General features: G+C 44.8%; 11 protein-coding genes. 7 read left to right on the top strand and 4 right to left on the bottom strand.

The annotated features are described in order from the left end of the window. The first annotated feature begins 2 nt into the window (after positions 1 to 2). From C1X04_RS06115 to C1X04_RS06135, 5 genes are all read left to right on the top strand, one after another. A complete protein-coding gene (locus C1X04_RS06115) occupies positions 3 to 761 on the top strand; it encodes a crotonase/enoyl-CoA hydratase family protein (RefSeq protein ID WP_110571644.1) in 759 nt (252 codons plus the stop codon). Positions 762 to 955: 194 nt separating this feature from the next. Next, positions 956 to 1,723 carry a 3-hydroxyacyl-CoA dehydrogenase gene (locus C1X04_RS06120; RefSeq protein ID WP_137169446.1) on the top strand — a complete coding sequence of 256 codons (768 nt, stop codon included), beginning with the start codon at positions 956 to 958 and terminating at the stop codon, positions 1,721 to 1,723. A 13-nt stretch (positions 1,724 to 1,736) separates the two neighbouring features. Further along, entirely contained in the window at positions 1,737 to 3,485 is a 1,749-nt protein-coding gene (locus C1X04_RS06125; RefSeq protein WP_217495001.1) for an acyl-CoA dehydrogenase, read from the top strand. Between the two features lie 132 nt (positions 3,486 to 3,617). Then, positions 3,618 to 5,471, top strand: coding sequence for a feruloyl-CoA synthase (locus tag C1X04_RS06130; RefSeq protein ID WP_137169448.1), 1,854 nt, complete (start codon positions 3,618 to 3,620; stop codon positions 5,469 to 5,471). 11 nt (positions 5,472 to 5,482) lie between these two features. Next, entirely contained in the window at positions 5,483 to 5,899 is a 417-nt protein-coding gene (locus C1X04_RS06135) for a thioesterase family protein (protein WP_110571648.1), read from the top strand. Positions 5,900 to 5,959: 60 nt separating this feature from the next. Here the strand turns inward: C1X04_RS06135 and C1X04_RS18755 are convergent, their stop codons facing one another. Then, a complete protein-coding gene (locus C1X04_RS18755; protein WP_281270032.1) occupies positions 5,960 to 6,088 on the bottom strand; it encodes a hypothetical protein in 129 nt (42 codons plus the stop codon). 169 nt (positions 6,089 to 6,257) lie between these two features. Between C1X04_RS18755 and C1X04_RS06140 the strand changes: the two genes are divergently transcribed. After that, on the top strand, positions 6,258 to 7,712 hold the full coding sequence (locus C1X04_RS06140; protein WP_137169449.1) for a TrkH family potassium uptake protein: 1,455 nt from the start codon (positions 6,258 to 6,260) through the stop codon (positions 7,710 to 7,712). A gap of 100 nt (positions 7,713 to 7,812) precedes the next feature. Here the strand turns inward: C1X04_RS06140 and C1X04_RS06145 are convergent, their stop codons facing one another. Both C1X04_RS06145 and fdhD read right to left on the bottom strand, forming a co-directional pair. Beyond that, positions 7,813 to 10,140: an FdhF/YdeP family oxidoreductase gene (locus C1X04_RS06145; protein WP_137169450.1), complete on the bottom strand. Its 2,328-nt coding sequence runs from the start codon at positions 10,138 to 10,140 to the stop codon at positions 7,813 to 7,815. Between the two features lie 12 nt (positions 10,141 to 10,152). Continuing rightward, positions 10,153 to 10,971, bottom strand: coding sequence for a formate dehydrogenase accessory sulfurtransferase FdhD (gene fdhD / locus C1X04_RS06150; protein WP_137169451.1), 819 nt, complete (start codon positions 10,969 to 10,971; stop codon positions 10,153 to 10,155). A 424-nt stretch (positions 10,972 to 11,395) separates the two neighbouring features. Between fdhD and C1X04_RS06155 the strand changes: the two genes are divergently transcribed. Then, positions 11,396 to 12,778 (top strand): peptidoglycan DD-metalloendopeptidase family protein, encoded by a 1,383-nt coding sequence (locus C1X04_RS06155; protein WP_137169452.1) that lies wholly within the window; start codon positions 11,396 to 11,398, stop codon positions 12,776 to 12,778. 118 nt (positions 12,779 to 12,896) lie between these two features. On the opposite strand, the gene C1X04_RS06160 is transcribed toward C1X04_RS06155, so the two are convergent. Then, positions 12,897 to 15,020 carry a TRAP transporter permease gene (locus tag C1X04_RS06160; RefSeq protein WP_137169453.1) on the bottom strand — a complete coding sequence of 708 codons (2,124 nt, stop codon included), beginning with the start codon at positions 15,018 to 15,020 and terminating at the stop codon, positions 12,897 to 12,899. Between the last annotated feature and the right edge of the window lie 28 nt (positions 15,021 to 15,048).

A 15,048-nucleotide genomic window follows, 5' to 3' on the forward strand; every position in this document is an offset into this window, starting at 1 on the left:
AGATGACTTATCAATTTATTAATTATTCCGTAGAAAACGGTGTGGCGCATTTACAGCTTAACCGCCCAGAAAAGAAAAATGCCATCAATGACAGCTTATGTCTTGAGATTGAGCATGTGTTTTTGAATTTAGCGGATGAAGTGAAGGTTATTGTGCTTTCTGGCAATGGTCCTGAATTTTGTTCTGGTCTGGATTTGCAAGAGCACAAGGCGCGTGAACCTTTCGAAGTAGTGAAGCATTCTAATATGTGGCACCGCGTATTTGGTCATATCCGTGATTCTGGCATTCCAGTTGTGGCGGCCATGCATGGTGCGGTTATTGGTGGCGGCCTAGAGTTGGGGATTTGTGCTCATGTGCGTGTTACAGAAGAGAATACTTTCTACCGCTTACCTGAAGGCAAACACGGGATTTTTGTTGGCGGTGGCGCATCTGTCAATGTCTCCAATGTCATTGGTGTTAGCCGTATGACTGAAATGATGCTGACAGGACGCGACGTAGATGCTGAAGAAGGTTTACGCATCGGCCTAGCGCACTATGTTGTTGGTCATGGCGAGGCCTTGGCAAAAGCATTTGAAATCGCCAAAGGCATCAGCAAAAACTCTAAATATTCCAACTGGGCAATGACCACGGGACTAAGCCGTATCGGCAATATGTCGGCACAGGAAGGTATGTATACCGAGTCATTGATTTGCGGTATTACGCAAACCAGTGAGGAAGTAAAAGCACGTATTGATGCGTTTTTAAATCGTAAAAAAAGCTAAGAGCTTTGCTTGTAGTCGTGCATAGCATGAGTCTTGAAATTTAGTGCTTAAAATAAAAAGTACTTGCGTCTGTTTCGCAAATTTAATGCGTCAGCGTGAATCAAATGCCAAGACTCTTTTATCAAATAACAAGGAAAAGACTGAGTAAATCTGCCCTTGGTAATAAAAATAACAGCAAGGTAAGGAGTATTTAGATGCAAATCCAAGATAAACATTTTGTGGTAACAGGCTCGGCTTCGGGGATTGGCGAGGCGGTTGCGCGTCGTCTGCACGGTCTGGGTGCCAAAGTCACTCTAGCGGATGTAAATGAAGAAGGTTTAGCACGCGTCAAATCAGACTTAGGTGAACGAGTCCAAGGCTGTGTGACGGATATCGTAGATGAAGTATCGGTTCAGAATGCGATTGATAAAGCAGTTGACGCCTTTGGTCCTATTAGTGGCTTGGTTAACTGTGCGGGTATACCCGGCGCAGAGCGTGTCGTTGGGCGTGAAGGTCCGCATCGCTTGGCATCATTCCAGCGTGCGGTATCGGTTAACTTAATTGGCACGTTTAACATGATTCGTTTGGTAGCCGACAAAATGCAGCACAACGAACAAGAAGCCAATTTAGAGCGTGGAGTGATTATTAATACCGCGTCTGTTGCGGCGTTTGATGGTCAGATTGGCCAAGCAGGGTATGCGGCGTCCAAAGGCGGTGTGTGCGCTATGACTTTGCCGATTGCTCGTGAATTAGCCCGTTTCGGTATTCGCGTGATGACCATTGCCCCAGGCTTATTCAAAACACCAATGATGGATGTGTTGCCGGAAGAAGTGCAAAAGTCCTTGGGTGAATCTGTGCCATTTCCACCGCGCCTTGGTGAGCCTGATGAGTATGCGTCTTTGGCTCAACATATTATCGAGAACGGCATGCTCAATGGCGAAGTGATTCGTCTTGATGGTGCGATTCGTATGGCAGCGAAGTAACTCGGAGTCGATGATGACTTATCAAGCGCCTTACAAAGACATGCAGCTGCTGGTGGCACAAGCCTATCAGCAGCAAGGCTTGGATGCTTGCGAATCATTGGATGGTTTTGATCCCGAGCTGGCCAATGCGGTGATGGAAGAAGCGGCGAAATTTGCCACAGGTGTGCTTGCACCACTGAATGCGGTGGGCGATGTTCAAGGCTGTCGCTTTGAAGACGGAAAGGTAATAACGCCAGATGGTTGGCGAGATGCTTATCAGCAATTTGCCGAATCAGGTTGGATTGGTTTGGCGTTGCCGGAAGCGTTTGGTGGCCAAGGTCTGCCAAAGTACATAGCGCAGCCGGTTAATGAAATGTGGTTGTCGGCGAATTTGGCCTTTGTGATGTTTCAAGCTCTCGCGCAAGGTGGTTCAGAGATCCTATTGAACTTTGCGAATAAATCGATCCAAGAGCGTTATTTACCAAACATTGTTAGCGGTGATTGGACCGTGGCGATGGCTCTGACAGAGCCTAATGCGGGTTCAGATCTTGGTGCTCTAAACACCAAGGCGATACCACAAGCTGACAATACTTATAAGATTAAAGGTCAGAAGATTTTCATTACCTATGGTGATCATGATCTTACCGACAACATTGCGCATTTAGTTCTGGCTAGAACACCAGATGCACCGGCGGGTAGCCGCGGCATTTCGTTATTTATCGTGCCTAAGTATCGTGTTGGCGACGACGGTGCACTTGGCGAATTCAATGATGTTCGTTGTACTGGAATGGAACACAAAATGGGACTTCATGGTAGCCCAACTTGTTCCATTAGCTACGGCGACCAAGACGATTGTATTGGTGAATTGGTAGGGGAATTAAATCAAGGCTTACAAGCTATGTTTGTCTTGATGAATGAGGCTCGCTTAAGTTGCGGCTTACAAGGCGTGGCTCTGGGGGAATTGGGTTATCAACGGGCATTAGAGTATGCCCAAGAACGAACTCAAGGCGCTAATAGTGAAGGCGAAAAGGTGGCCATTGTTGAGCATGCCGATGTGAAACGCATGTTGCTAGAAATGCGTTCGGAAACCTTTGCACTGCGTGCTTTGGGCTATCAAATTGCAGCTCAAATTGATGCCACTGAGGCGGCCCATGATTCATCGAAAAAAGATCGAGTCGCTTTGCTGACACCGATTTTTAAAGCCTTTGCAACAGAACGTGCCAATGTGATGGCAGGCCAAGTGGTTCAGGTTTTTGGTGGCATGGGGTTCGTAGAAGAAACCGGTGTTGCGCAAATTATGCGCGATGCCCGAGTCACGACGATTTATGAAGGCACGACAGGCATTCAGGCCCGTGACTTAATGTTTAGAAAAGTACGTGGTGACCAAGGTCGCACAGTCACTGAGTTATTAGCAGAAATAACTCAGTTGATTCAGCCTTTTGAAGCGGATGATGAGTTTGCCTCTATGGCGACAGAAACGCAGCTGGTGGTTACTAAAGTGACGTCATTGCTGGACTCACACTTGCTGAATCTGAATGCCGATCATGACGGATTACTGGCAGTATCTGTGCCTTTCTTGGAGGCTATGGGCATTCTATGTTGCACATGGCAGATATTTAATGTGCTGGCTTATCAGCAAAAACAAGAGATGGTTGATGAGCCTTATATGCAGAATATTAAGGCGCTAGCCGCATTTTATGGAGCTTATCGTTTGCCTTGTGCATTGGCGGCGCTAAAGGTTGTTGAAAATGCTGGTTTAGGTCTTAGCAAGTACAAATTTTGAAACAGGCCGTTTGGGTCTGAAGTCGAGATAAAAATAACAATTCGGCAGTGGTTACTAAACCACTCCCTAATACTCAAGACATAAAAATAATCAAAAGCCTTAAAGGGCAAAAGATGAGAGCGGGAGCAAAAAATGAACGGTGAATTTCATCCAATTAAGGTTGTGGCGCATCCGATCGACATTGAAAATCGTGAAGGTGGAGTGCAAATCATCAATAGCCAAAAAGCGCTTGATGAGTACGCTCGTTGCTGGACTGATAAGCTTGAATACTGGGCTGATAAAACACCAGATCAGATGTTTGTGGCACAGCGTGATGAGCACGGCGAATGGCAGAAAGTAACTTACGCTCAAGCGGTAACTCGAGTGCGCAAACTTGCCTCTTGGTTACTGACTCAACCTGTTTCTGTTGATCGTCCTATCGTATTTCTATGTGGTAATAGTGTTGAGCACTTGATGCTTGCGCTGGCGGGCATGTATGTAGGAATTGCTCATGCACCAGTGTCACCAGCTTACTCTCTGGTTGCGACTGATTACGGTAAGCTACAACATATTTTTGATATTTTGACGCCGGGTTTGATTGTGGTGGATGAGCTTGCTCCTTATGAAAATGCCATTCAAGCCGTTTGCAAAGAGGTAGAGACGCCAGTTGCTGTCATAAAAGGCGATATCACACCGCAGAAAATTTCTAATCCTACTTTATCGTTTGACTCTTTTTGGGACTTTCCTGAATCCCATTTAATCGATGAAAAGAATGCTCAGGTGAATGGCGATACCATTGCTAAAGTGCTGTTTACCTCTGGCACAACAGGGATGCCAAAAGGTGTGATCAATACTCAACGTATGATTTGCGCTAACCAAGTGATGATTCATCAAGTTATGCAGTTCTTTAAAGATCAGCCACCTATCATGGTGGATTGGCTTCCTTGGAACCATACTTTTGGTGGTAATCATAATATCGGTATTGCTTTGTACAACGGCGGAAGTTTGTACTTAGACGATGGTAAGCCAACCGAGAAGTTATTCGATAAAACCTTGCAGAATCTTGCAGAGATTTCTCCAACCGTCTATTTCAATGTGCCAAAAGGGTTTGAGCTTTTGGTGAAAAGTCTAAAAGCCGATCAGGATTTGGCTGAGAAGTTTTTTGCGCGCTTGCAGTTTACTTTCTTTGCTGCGGCAGGCTTAGCCCAACATATTTGGGATGATTTGGATGCCTTGGCGATTCAATATACGGGCAAAAAAATACCCATGGTCACAGGATTAGGGTGTACCGAAACGGCACCGTCAGCGACGTTTGCTTCTGTAGAAGAGTCCACTTCTGGTGTTATTGGCGTTCCTGCCCCTGGTGTGTCGATTAAGCTGGTTCCAAACGAAGGTAAGTTAGAAGCGCGTGTTAAGGCGGAAACCGTGATGCCGGGTTATTGGCGTCAGCCTGAGTTGACGGCAAAAGCGTTTGATGAAGAAGGCTATTACTGTCTAGGTGACGCATTTGCGTATCTGGATGAGAATGAGCCCCAGCGTGGTTTCCGTTTTGATGGTCGAGTATCTGAGGACTTCAAATTGGACAGTGGTACTTGGGTGAGTGCGGGAACGCTGCGGGCTAAGCTGATCAGTTCATTTGCCCCATTTGTGCAGGATGTGGTGTTGTGTGGCACAAACCGCGGTTATATCAGTGCTCTGGTCTTTCCCGATTGGGCCCATTGTAAGGCCATTCTGCCACATGACTCGGTGGAAACTAACGAGCAAATTATTGCCCATTCCGCTGTTCGAGAGGCGTTTAAGCAAAAGTTGGTCGAGTTCGCTAAAAACAGCACAGGCAGCTCTACGGTTGTGCAACGAATTTTGTTGCAAGCTGCGCCACCAAGTATTGATGCACACGAAGTAACGGATAAAGGTTCATTGAATCAGCGTGCAGTACAAAACCATCGAGAAGATCAAATTGAGCTTTTGTACCAAGAGCCCCTTTCTGATTTGGTTATCAGTTTATAAGGAACTGCGTTATGTTTCATAATGAGCGCCAAGTGCAAATTGAGTGGGGCGACTGTGACCCCGCTGATATTGTCTTTTATCCGCGTTATTTTGCTTATTTTGATGCCTCAACAGGGGCTTTATTTGAGGCAATGGGCTTTTCGCTTAGGTACATTCGTGATGAATTAAAGGCTGTTGGCTTTCCAATGGTTGATACTCGCTCGCAATTTTTTAAACCTTCTAAGTATGGTGATAAGGTTATCATTAAGAGTGAGTTTACTGAGATTGGCCGTGCCAGTTTTGGTATTCGCCATCGGCTTTTTAATGAGGGTGATTTAGCGATTGAATGTACGGAAAAGCGAGTGTGGGCTTGTCATACTCTTGATGGCAGCCTTAAAGCCAAAGCGATTCCAGATGATATTAGAGCCAAAATGTTAAGCCATGGGTAAATGCTAAACTTTGAGATTTTCGGCAAATTATAGACCGAGCCTTATTGGCTCGGTTTTTTATTATGATTTCTCTATATTGGTGTTAGAGCAAAGTTCGATAACACGTTTTGCACTAATAAATAAAAAGCAGCCTACGGTGATGGCCATTGCGCTTAGGTGAAATATGTCAATCAGTGGTATTTGGCTCATTTTCATTCCTTTTTGAATCAAGGCTTAGTTATTATTTTTATATAATAAAGCACATGGTGCTTAGTTCGTCCACATTGTTTACAAAATAGCTTTTTTTGAATGGCTGTGTTTGCGCAAGGTAAACGTTTAGAATCTGCTTCTGATTAATTGATGGGAGAGGCGACTATATATGATTCGCCCTTTATTAGTGCTGCGTATGCTGACAATGCCATGCTTGTGGATGAGTGTTGTGCAGTTTGTGTTTGGTGAATTGTCTTTCATGTTTTTTAAAGATGGTGTCGGCCGCGCATTCGCAATACCTGCTGTGGTTATCTTTATACTTTCTTTGGTCATATTATTGGGTTTTCGAAAATACGCATTGCCTTCGGTTAATACTCGCGAAGCTATGTTATTCGCGACATTAACTTGGTTCACTGTTGGGGTTCTGGGGGCAATTCCTATTATCTCGATTACTCACATTTCTTTTACTGACGGTGTGTTCGAGTCGATCAGTGCTTTAACAACCACAGGGGCAACCGTTTTGTCGGGGCTCGATGACATGCCGCCCACTTTTTTGATGTACCGCCAGTTTTTACAATGGATGGGTGGTCTTGGGGTGGTTATTTTTGTTGTGGCTATTCTGCCAATGTTAAACATTGGTGGTATGCGCTTATTAAAAGCCGAGACTCCAGGGCCAATTAAAGACGAAAAGCTTTCCCCCCGAGTTTCCAGTACCACACATTATTTATGGATGGTGTACTTAGCGATCACCGTGTTGTGTGCGCTGAGTTATTACTTTGCTGGAATGTCTGCGTTTGATGCGATAGGCCACAGTTTTACGACGGTTTCTACGGGCGGTTTTTCTACTCATGATGCCAGTATGGGGTATTTTAATAGCCCATTAATTTTGTGGATCTGTAACCTTTTTATGGTGTTGGGGGCGGTGAATTTCGCCTTGCATTATCGTATTTATATTGCTCGTAGCATTAAGCTTTATTGGCAAGATGAAGAGACGCGAGGTTTCTTAAAAATCATTGGTTTTATCGCTTTGTTATTGGCTTTGTTTTTGTTTCAGACAGAGTCAGAAGAGGGGCTTTGGGTGGCTGTTACACAGTCGTTTTTCCATGTCATTTCGTTTATTACCAGTACTGGTTATGCGGCAACAGATTTTGGCGCTTGGCCGGCCGTGACGTCTATTATTTTGATTTTTGTTGGTTACATTGGCGGTTGTGCAGGGTCGACGGCGGGTGGTAATAAAGTGATCCGCAACATCATTTCGGTCAAATCGATTGGCTTGGAGATAAAGCGCTTAGTGCATCCTAATGGGGTCTTCGCGATGAAGTTTCAGGGGCGAACGATTGCGGCTGATGTACGACATTCTGTGATGGGATTCATGTGTATTGTCGCCATGATAACGATTTTGTTTACGGTTTTGCTGATGATGACAGGCATGAGTTTTATGGCGTCTTTGAGTGCAACCGCAGCTTGTTTGAATGTGCTTGGGCCAGGCTTTGCTGAGCTGGGCAGTAACTTTTCACCATTAAGCGACGCAGGTACTTGGCTGATGAGTTTTGCCATGATCTTAGGTCGTCTTGAATACTTTACTGTGCTGGTGCTTTTCTTTCCGGTAATGTGGCGCCATTGATCGTTTTGATAAATAGTAAGAGCAAAAAAGGGGCGGATATCTCATTGAGATCCGCCCCTTTTTAATGACCACATAAAGAGAGTATTACTTAAAGAGAGGGTTAAACGGTGGCAACCGCGATACCGTTGCTTTCTTCTTCGAATGCTTCTAGTTCTATGGCAATACTTTTTGAAGTTGGTGTATTACTGAATTCCCCTAGGCTGTCTAGCGGCACTAGCGGATTCGTTTCTGGGTAATAGGTCGCTATGTTGCCAGCAGGAATGCTGTAAGGCACCAACTTGAAACCGCTTACTTGGCGAATGACGCCATCATCCCATAGGGATCGTAGGGTGACACTTTGGCCTTCTTCAAATCCTAGGCGTTGTATATCCGCAGGATTGATAAACACCACTTTACGTTCGCCTTTGATACCACGATATCTATCGTTCATACCATAAATAGTGGTGTTGTACTGGTCATGAGAACGGAGAGTTTGCATGACCAGTGTTCTGTCAGAAAGTAAATCGTGAGCACGCTTAGGCAAAATAGAAGCAGGCAGTGTGTGAGTATGACAAATGGCTTTGCCGGCTGGTGTTTCCCATTTTCTTTCACGTGCACTGTTGCCTAGATAGAAACCACCATCTTCTAAAATACGTTGGTTAAAGTCTTTGAATCCTGGCACCACAGCCGCAATGTGTTCACGAATGATATTGTAATCGCTAACCGCTTCATGCCAATCAATAGGGAAATTGCCTAGTGTTGCTGCGGCCATCCCTGCAATGATAGCAGGCTCAGATTTTTGCTCTTTACTTAATGGCTCTAATACACCGCCAGAGGCATGAATCATGCTGAATGAATCTTCTACAGTGATTTTTTGCTGTCCTTTAGCCTGATGATCAATATCCGTTCGGCCAAGGCAAGGCAGTATGATGGCTTCTTTGCCTGTAATCAGGTGAGAGCGGTTAAGCTTAGTACTGATTTGTACTGTGAGCTCGCATTGCTGTAAGGCATGCTCAGTGGCTTTGGTATCAGGTGTTGCGGCCGCGAAGTTGCCACCGAGCGCGATGAACACACTGACTTTGCCATCCCGCATCGCGCGAATCGTATCGACAACTGCGAAGCCATGCTTTTTGGGCGGTGTAAATTGAAAGTGTGTTTCTAAAGCGTTTAGAAATTCCTCTGAAGGGCATTCATTAATGCCCATCGTTCTATCGCCTTGAACATTGCTGTGGCCACGAACAGGGCAAACGCCAGCACCAGGTTTGCCCAAATTCCCCCGCAGCGCCATTAGGTTGACCATTTCGTGGATAGTGGCAACCGAATGATGATGCTGAGTTATTCCCATTGCCCAGGTAATAATCACGCTATTTGCTTTGGCGTAGACGTTAGCGGCTTGGGTTATGTCGGCTTTGCTTAAGCCAGACTGATCGATAATCTCTTGCCAAGGCGTTTGTTTTACTTGCTCAAGGTAGTCATCTAAACCTTGGGTGTGTTCTTTGATAAAGTCATGATCAAAAACCGCTTCGCCTTTTCGTTGGGCCGCTTCTTCCATGTCAATGAGGACTTTGACTATCCCGCGAACCACCGCCATATCACCACCAATTTTCGGACAAAAGTAGCCAGTATTGGTTGGTTTAGAACCATTGGTCAGCATTTCGATCGGGCTTTGAGGGTTCTGGAAACGCTCTAAACCACGCTCTTGAAGAGTGTTGAAGCTGAATAGTTGGGCACCACGCTGGACCACTTCTTTTAGGGTTTCTAGCATGCGTGGGTGGTTTGTGCCTGGATTTTGCCCGAAAACAAAGACGGCATCAGTATGTTCAAAATCGCCTATATCAACCGTGCCTTTACCACTACCAATACTGCTGGATAATGCATAACCACTGGCTTCGTGACACATGTTCGAACAGTCAGGGAAGTTGTTTGTGCCATAAGCCCGTGCAAAGAGTTGGTATAAGAATGCGGCTTCATTGCTGGCGCGCCCCGATGTATAGAAAGCAACATTATTTGGGTCCGCTTGTTTTTTTAGCGTGTCGCCGATTTGTTGGTAGGCTTGTTCCCAAGAGATGGCTTCGTAGTGATCGGTTTCGCGGTTATAGCGCATAGGTTCAGTGAGTCGACCTTGGTATTCAAGGAAGTAATCACTTTGTGTGTTCAGCCAGCTTACACTGTGTTCTGCCATAAAAGCGGCATCGACTTTTCGTGATGTGGCTTCCCAGTTAACGGCTTTCGCGCCGTTTTCACAAAAACGGATTTTGGCAGGATCATGCTTTTCACCCCAAGCACAGCCTGGACAATCAAAGCCATGGGGTTGGTTGGTTTTTAATAATGAGTGAATGTTTCGAACCGCATTTTTGCTTTTTAACCAATGTTTTGTAGTGCTTTGTAACGCACCCCAGCCACCCGCCGGTCCTTTATATGGCGAATAAAAATCAGCTTTTTTACTCAAGTTTTTTTCCTTTTACGGGGTTGAAGATGTAAATATTCGTGGTGAGTCTTGTTTAGGTAAATGAATCAGCGTTAGCCCATAATGTTCCGCAAGTGTTACGGCTAATGTGCTGGGTGAAGCGAGATGGATAAGTCTAGAAAGACCAACTCGAACGGCCTTTTGTACTAATTCCGTACTGCATCTGCTCGTCATTAAAACGCTGTAGTTATGTAAGTTGATATCTTGTTGCAGAGCGTAGCCAATCACCTTGTCGAGTGCATTGTGTCTGCCTATGTCTTCCATGCAGATAATAGGGTCTCCGTTAGGAGAAACCAATAACGCCGCATGCACAGCCCCCGTTTGTTTTCCAAGGGTTTGATAATCAGCCAAACGTGATTTTAGCGACAATAAAGTTGACTCAGCTATCGGCTCGCTTGGTGGTAATGTTGCTAGCGTAGGGATCGCTTGAGGAAGCGATTCGACACCACACAAGCCGCATCCTGTTGCACCAAGGTGAGCGTGTTTCTTTTGTTTGAAATTGGCAAATCGGCGAGAACTAAGGGTTAAGTTAATGGCGATGCTGTCAATATTGGGCGGTATTTTTGTAGTCTCTACTTCCAAATCTCGTACATCGCTAATGTGCTCAATAATGCCTTCGCTCCGCGCAAAACCAATGACAAAGGCGTCTAATTGATTGGGGGTAACCATCATGACGGCATGAGTAATGTCATTGATACTAATGGCCAGAGGGACTTCTTCCACAAGCTTTGCCGACCCAGCAGCGAGTTGATTGTCGCAGCGATCAAAAGAATGTCGTTGGAAGCAGGGAAAAGACAAGGATGAATATTGCATATTATCCGATTTACTAAATGAATTTGAGAGGGCTTTAATAGTACGGAGAGACGAGAAGGTCGTCCAATCTTTTTATATTGAAAAAGTGCATAAAACGAGGTGATTCTTGGTCGCTGTCTATTGTTCATAAAAGAATCAATATAGATGCGCATTTCAAATTGTTAAGTATTTCTTTGAAACTCAAAATGCCGTATTCTTGCCCGAAAAAAAATAGCTTCAATGTCTTTTTCGTATGGGTTGTGTAAAACCCTAGGTGAAAAAGGTATGGACTGTGATTATTTGCACTCCAACAGTGGCGAGGGGGAGGCACATGAGACAAAGTGTGGCTCAGTTCTTGTCCTAATTGAGAATGTGTGCGGCCCAAGTGGTGGTGCATAGTCAGGTTCTGTGAGAGCCATTTTTTGTTTAATGAGTTTTTTTATTTATGCAGTTTATAACACGCCTTTCACGCTGGGCTTTATCTGGGCCGCGTGCTTGGTTATCCATTATTTTCGTCGTTTTCATCGTTCTGCTGTTTGTTTATAAATCGCTTGTATCATCAACAGAGAATCCTAAAGAGTACCAATTACCTAGTGGTAACACTAAGACGTCCGTTAAGCCTTCTACTGCTAATGCAAAGTCAGATGAAGACACTGATGAAGACAAAGATTACGACTCTTTCGTTACCACTGACCCTTTACAGCAAGTAGAGGAAGTGACTGCACCTCTTCCTTCTATTAAATACGTTATAAAGCCGGGCGATACGCTGGCGGGTATTTTTGCGCGTCTGGGGTTGTCCCGTGAGTCTTTGTATTCCGTACTGGAGGCTGACCAAGAATATCTTGTTCTTGAGCCATTGCTTCCTAATGATAAGTTTACTTTTAAACTGAATGAAGAAGGTGAGTTAGTAGAGTTAACCCGTCGCCTTGATATAAGTAAAAGTGTGTCATATGTTCGGCACGAAAACGGTGGTTTTAGTTATGATGAACATATCAAGCCCATCACTTACAAACAGGAAACCGTCCACAGTAAAGTGGTCAGTAACTTTTACTTGTCTGCCAAAAAAGCCGGTCTTTCTGATGCCAATATTTTGATTATTCAAGATGTGCTTAAAGGTCGAGTTAACTTCCGTAAGGACCTAAGGGCTAACGACGAATTCAACTTTGTTGTTAAAAAAGGCAGCATAGATGGTGTAAAAGTAGGTGAGGATCAATTAGAAGCGATAGAAATTACCGTTAAGGGTGAAACATACCGTGCTTTTTTACATTCCGATGGTCGTTTCTATGACGAGGCAGGTAACAGTTTAACGCCTGCGTTATTGCGTTGGCCGACACGCAAACACTATCGAATTAGTTCGCCTTTTAATGCTAATCGCTTACACCCAATAACAGGGCACCCAGCGCCTCATAATGGGGTTGATTTGGCAACACCTTCAGGAACCGAAGTGTTGGCTACAGGTGATGGTATTGTGACTCGCGTGGCATCACATAAATACGCTGGTAAATATGTTGTGATCGACTATACCGGCCCTTATGGCTCACGTTATCTTCACTTGAGTAAAATTCTAGTGAAAAAAGGCCAGAAAGTGAAACGTGGTCAAGTTGTTGCCTTGTCTGGGAATACTGGGCGAACCACGGGAGCGCATCTGCACTATGAGCTGCATGTAAGAGGTCGACCAGTCAATCCAATGACAGCAAGTATTCCAACAATGCAATCAATACCCGAGAATACGCGCAGCGAATACAATGCTAATGTTGCTACTTGGATTAGTATGATGGCAGGCAAAACCGATGCAAAAGCGGGTTCTAGTTCAGAGTCTGAAGAATGAAGGTTTGAAAAGCGTTTTTCTGCACCGCTTAACGGTCTGAAATGAGCATATAAAAAAAGGAGCATTTTGATGAAAATGCTCCTTTTTTATTGCTCAACTTTTTATCTTAGAGGTTGATTTATAGGCTCTTTTTGTAGGACTTGTTGCCAACCATAAAGATACATAAGAACACGACCAAGCCGATGAATTGAATCCATAGATCTAAGTTTGGCCATAGCATCATTAAAGAAGCGGCTAATAGCAAAGCGCGTGGCACTATGGCTAGTTTGTCTTCTAGATAACCTTCCATTGCACCTACCAATGCATACATACCAAAAATAGCAAAGAAAGTGAGACGCAATAGTGTTTCAGAATCGCCACCAATAAGGGGTGTGTAGGCCATTAATAACGGCACAATATACAGACCTTTTGCCAGTTTCCATGCCGTCATACCCGTTCGCATTGGTGGTGTTTTCGCGATCGCAGCCGCGGCAAAAGCGGTTAAACACACAGGAGGCGTCACATTACTATCTTGTGATAACCAGAAGATAATCATATGGGCTGTTACCAGAATCATCGCAACGCTCTCAGCGCCCAACGCCTGATCCATTAACATGCCTTTAAAGTCATTTGGCACTTGAGCCAACAAGGACTGTGCTTGATCCATCGGCATGCCTTGTGCCAGCGCCGTAATCGCAGAAGGATCGACCAGCATAAAGACGGCATTGGCCGCTTCTGGCAAGCTTCCAGAAACCATCATATCTAGTAACTGACTTTCAGCGATCAGGTTAAATAACGCAGGTGCAGACAGTGTTCCTAAAACAATGTAGGCCGCTGTAACGGGTAATCCCATTCCCAAAATAAGCGATGCAATGGCCACCAAAATTATGGTGTAAAACAAGCTGCCACTAGCCCAGTTGGTAATTAATAACGAGAAAGTATTACCTATCCCTGTTGTACTTATGACGTTTACCACTAAACCAATGCCAACAAGAAGAACGGCTGTTGTTGACATGTTTTTTGCGCCTTGCGCCATAGCATCGAGTATTTCTGCAGGCCCCATGCGATGTTTGCTAGACAAAAAAGACGCTGCAATGACAGCAAGTATGCTGATACCCGCAGCGTAAGTTGGCGTAAAACCTTGTACTAACAGAGTAACCAGAACGGTTAAAGGAACAATATGATGCCAACCGCTTTTTAATACTTGCGACACTTTTACCGCGTCATCACTTTCAGTCGAAATTACTTTGCTACGTTTCGCTTCTACACGAACAAAGAAACCAACAGAAAGAAAATACAGTAAGGCTGGAATAGCAGCGACACCGATGATGGTGACGTAAGATACTTGGGTGTAAGACGCCATAATAAAGGCACCAGCTCCCATGACAGGTGGCATTAGCTGTCCACCAGTAGACGCTGCGGCTTCAACGCCTGCGGCAAAGCGTGCTGGAAACCCTGCTTTGCGCATCAGAGGGATGGTAATAACCCCCGTCGAAACCGTGTTGGCCACAGAAGAGCCAGAAACAGAGCCCATGAGACCAGAGCCAAGTACAGCAACAAATCCTGGCCCGCCAATCATCTTGCTGGCAAGGGATCGGGATAAATCGATGATGAAATCACCGGCACCTGATTTTACTAAAAAAGCGCCGAATAAAATAAACATGAAGACAAAGCTCCATGAAATACGGGAAATAGAGCCGAACATGCCATCGGTACTAAAAAAACTACGATACAGCAGTGTTTCTAGGCTAAGACCTGGGAAGTTAAACATGCCGCCCAGCCAGCTTCCCCACAACACAACATAGCTTAAGGCAATAAGAATTAAGAAAGGAATAAACCAGCCGCTGGTTCGGCGAATGAGCTCCAATGACAGTAGCACGGCAATGCTAGAAACGATCCAATCTGATGTATTGAATGTCACCCCTCTTGCGTAAAGGGCGTCTTCGAAAAAGATGATGTATAACACCATTCCAATCAGCGCAAGCACGATCGCCCCATCAAAAAACATTGCTATTTTACTGTCTTGCCATTTTGGGTGTGCTGGAATCAGTAAAGCGCATAGCGCACCAAAGCCTGCGAAGTGAAAAGCGGAGACCCACAATTCAGGCAAAGTAGCGATGGTGTTGATGTAAATATGAGCCACAGCGAGAAAAATGGAAATGGTAAAAACAAGTCGGTTTAACCAGAGTCCAGAGCGATGTTTTGTTTCGAAATCTTCAAGATTAATTTCTTGAGAATCGGTTGGTTGAGATGAAGCAGTCATAGACAGGCTACCTTAGATACGTACAGAA

The organism is Marinomonas sp. FW-1, from assembly GCF_005222245.1.
Lineage (GTDB): Bacteria > Pseudomonadota > Gammaproteobacteria > Pseudomonadales > Marinomonadaceae > Marinomonas > Marinomonas alcarazii.

Bases quoted from the DNA above. Each gene is read 5' to 3' on its own strand.
- C1X04_RS06115 (WP_110571644.1), top strand. From the start codon at position 3: ATGACTTATCAATTTATTAATTATTCCGTAGAAAACGGTGTGGCGCAT.
- C1X04_RS06120 (WP_137169446.1), top strand. From the start codon at position 956: ATGCAAATCCAAGATAAACATTTTGTGGTAACAGGCTCGGCTTCGGGG.
- C1X04_RS06125 (WP_217495001.1), top strand. From the start codon at position 1,737: ATGACTTATCAAGCGCCTTACAAAGACATGCAGCTGCTGGTGGCACAA.
- C1X04_RS06130 (WP_137169448.1), top strand. From the start codon at position 3,618: ATGAACGGTGAATTTCATCCAATTAAGGTTGTGGCGCATCCGATCGAC.
- C1X04_RS06135 (WP_110571648.1), top strand. From the start codon at position 5,483: ATGTTTCATAATGAGCGCCAAGTGCAAATTGAGTGGGGCGACTGTGAC.
- C1X04_RS18755 (WP_281270032.1), bottom strand. From the start codon at position 6,088: ATGAGCCAAATACCACTGATTGACATATTTCACCTAAGCGCAATGGCC.
- C1X04_RS06140 (WP_137169449.1), top strand. From the start codon at position 6,258: ATGATTCGCCCTTTATTAGTGCTGCGTATGCTGACAATGCCATGCTTG.
- fdhD (WP_137169451.1), bottom strand. From the start codon at position 10,971: ATGCAATATTCATCCTTGTCTTTTCCCTGCTTCCAACGACATTCTTTT.
- C1X04_RS06155 (WP_137169452.1), top strand. From the start codon at position 11,396: ATGCAGTTTATAACACGCCTTTCACGCTGGGCTTTATCTGGGCCGCGT.
- C1X04_RS06160 (WP_137169453.1), bottom strand. From the start codon at position 15,020: ATGACTGCTTCATCTCAACCAACCGATTCTCAAGAAATTAATCTTGAA.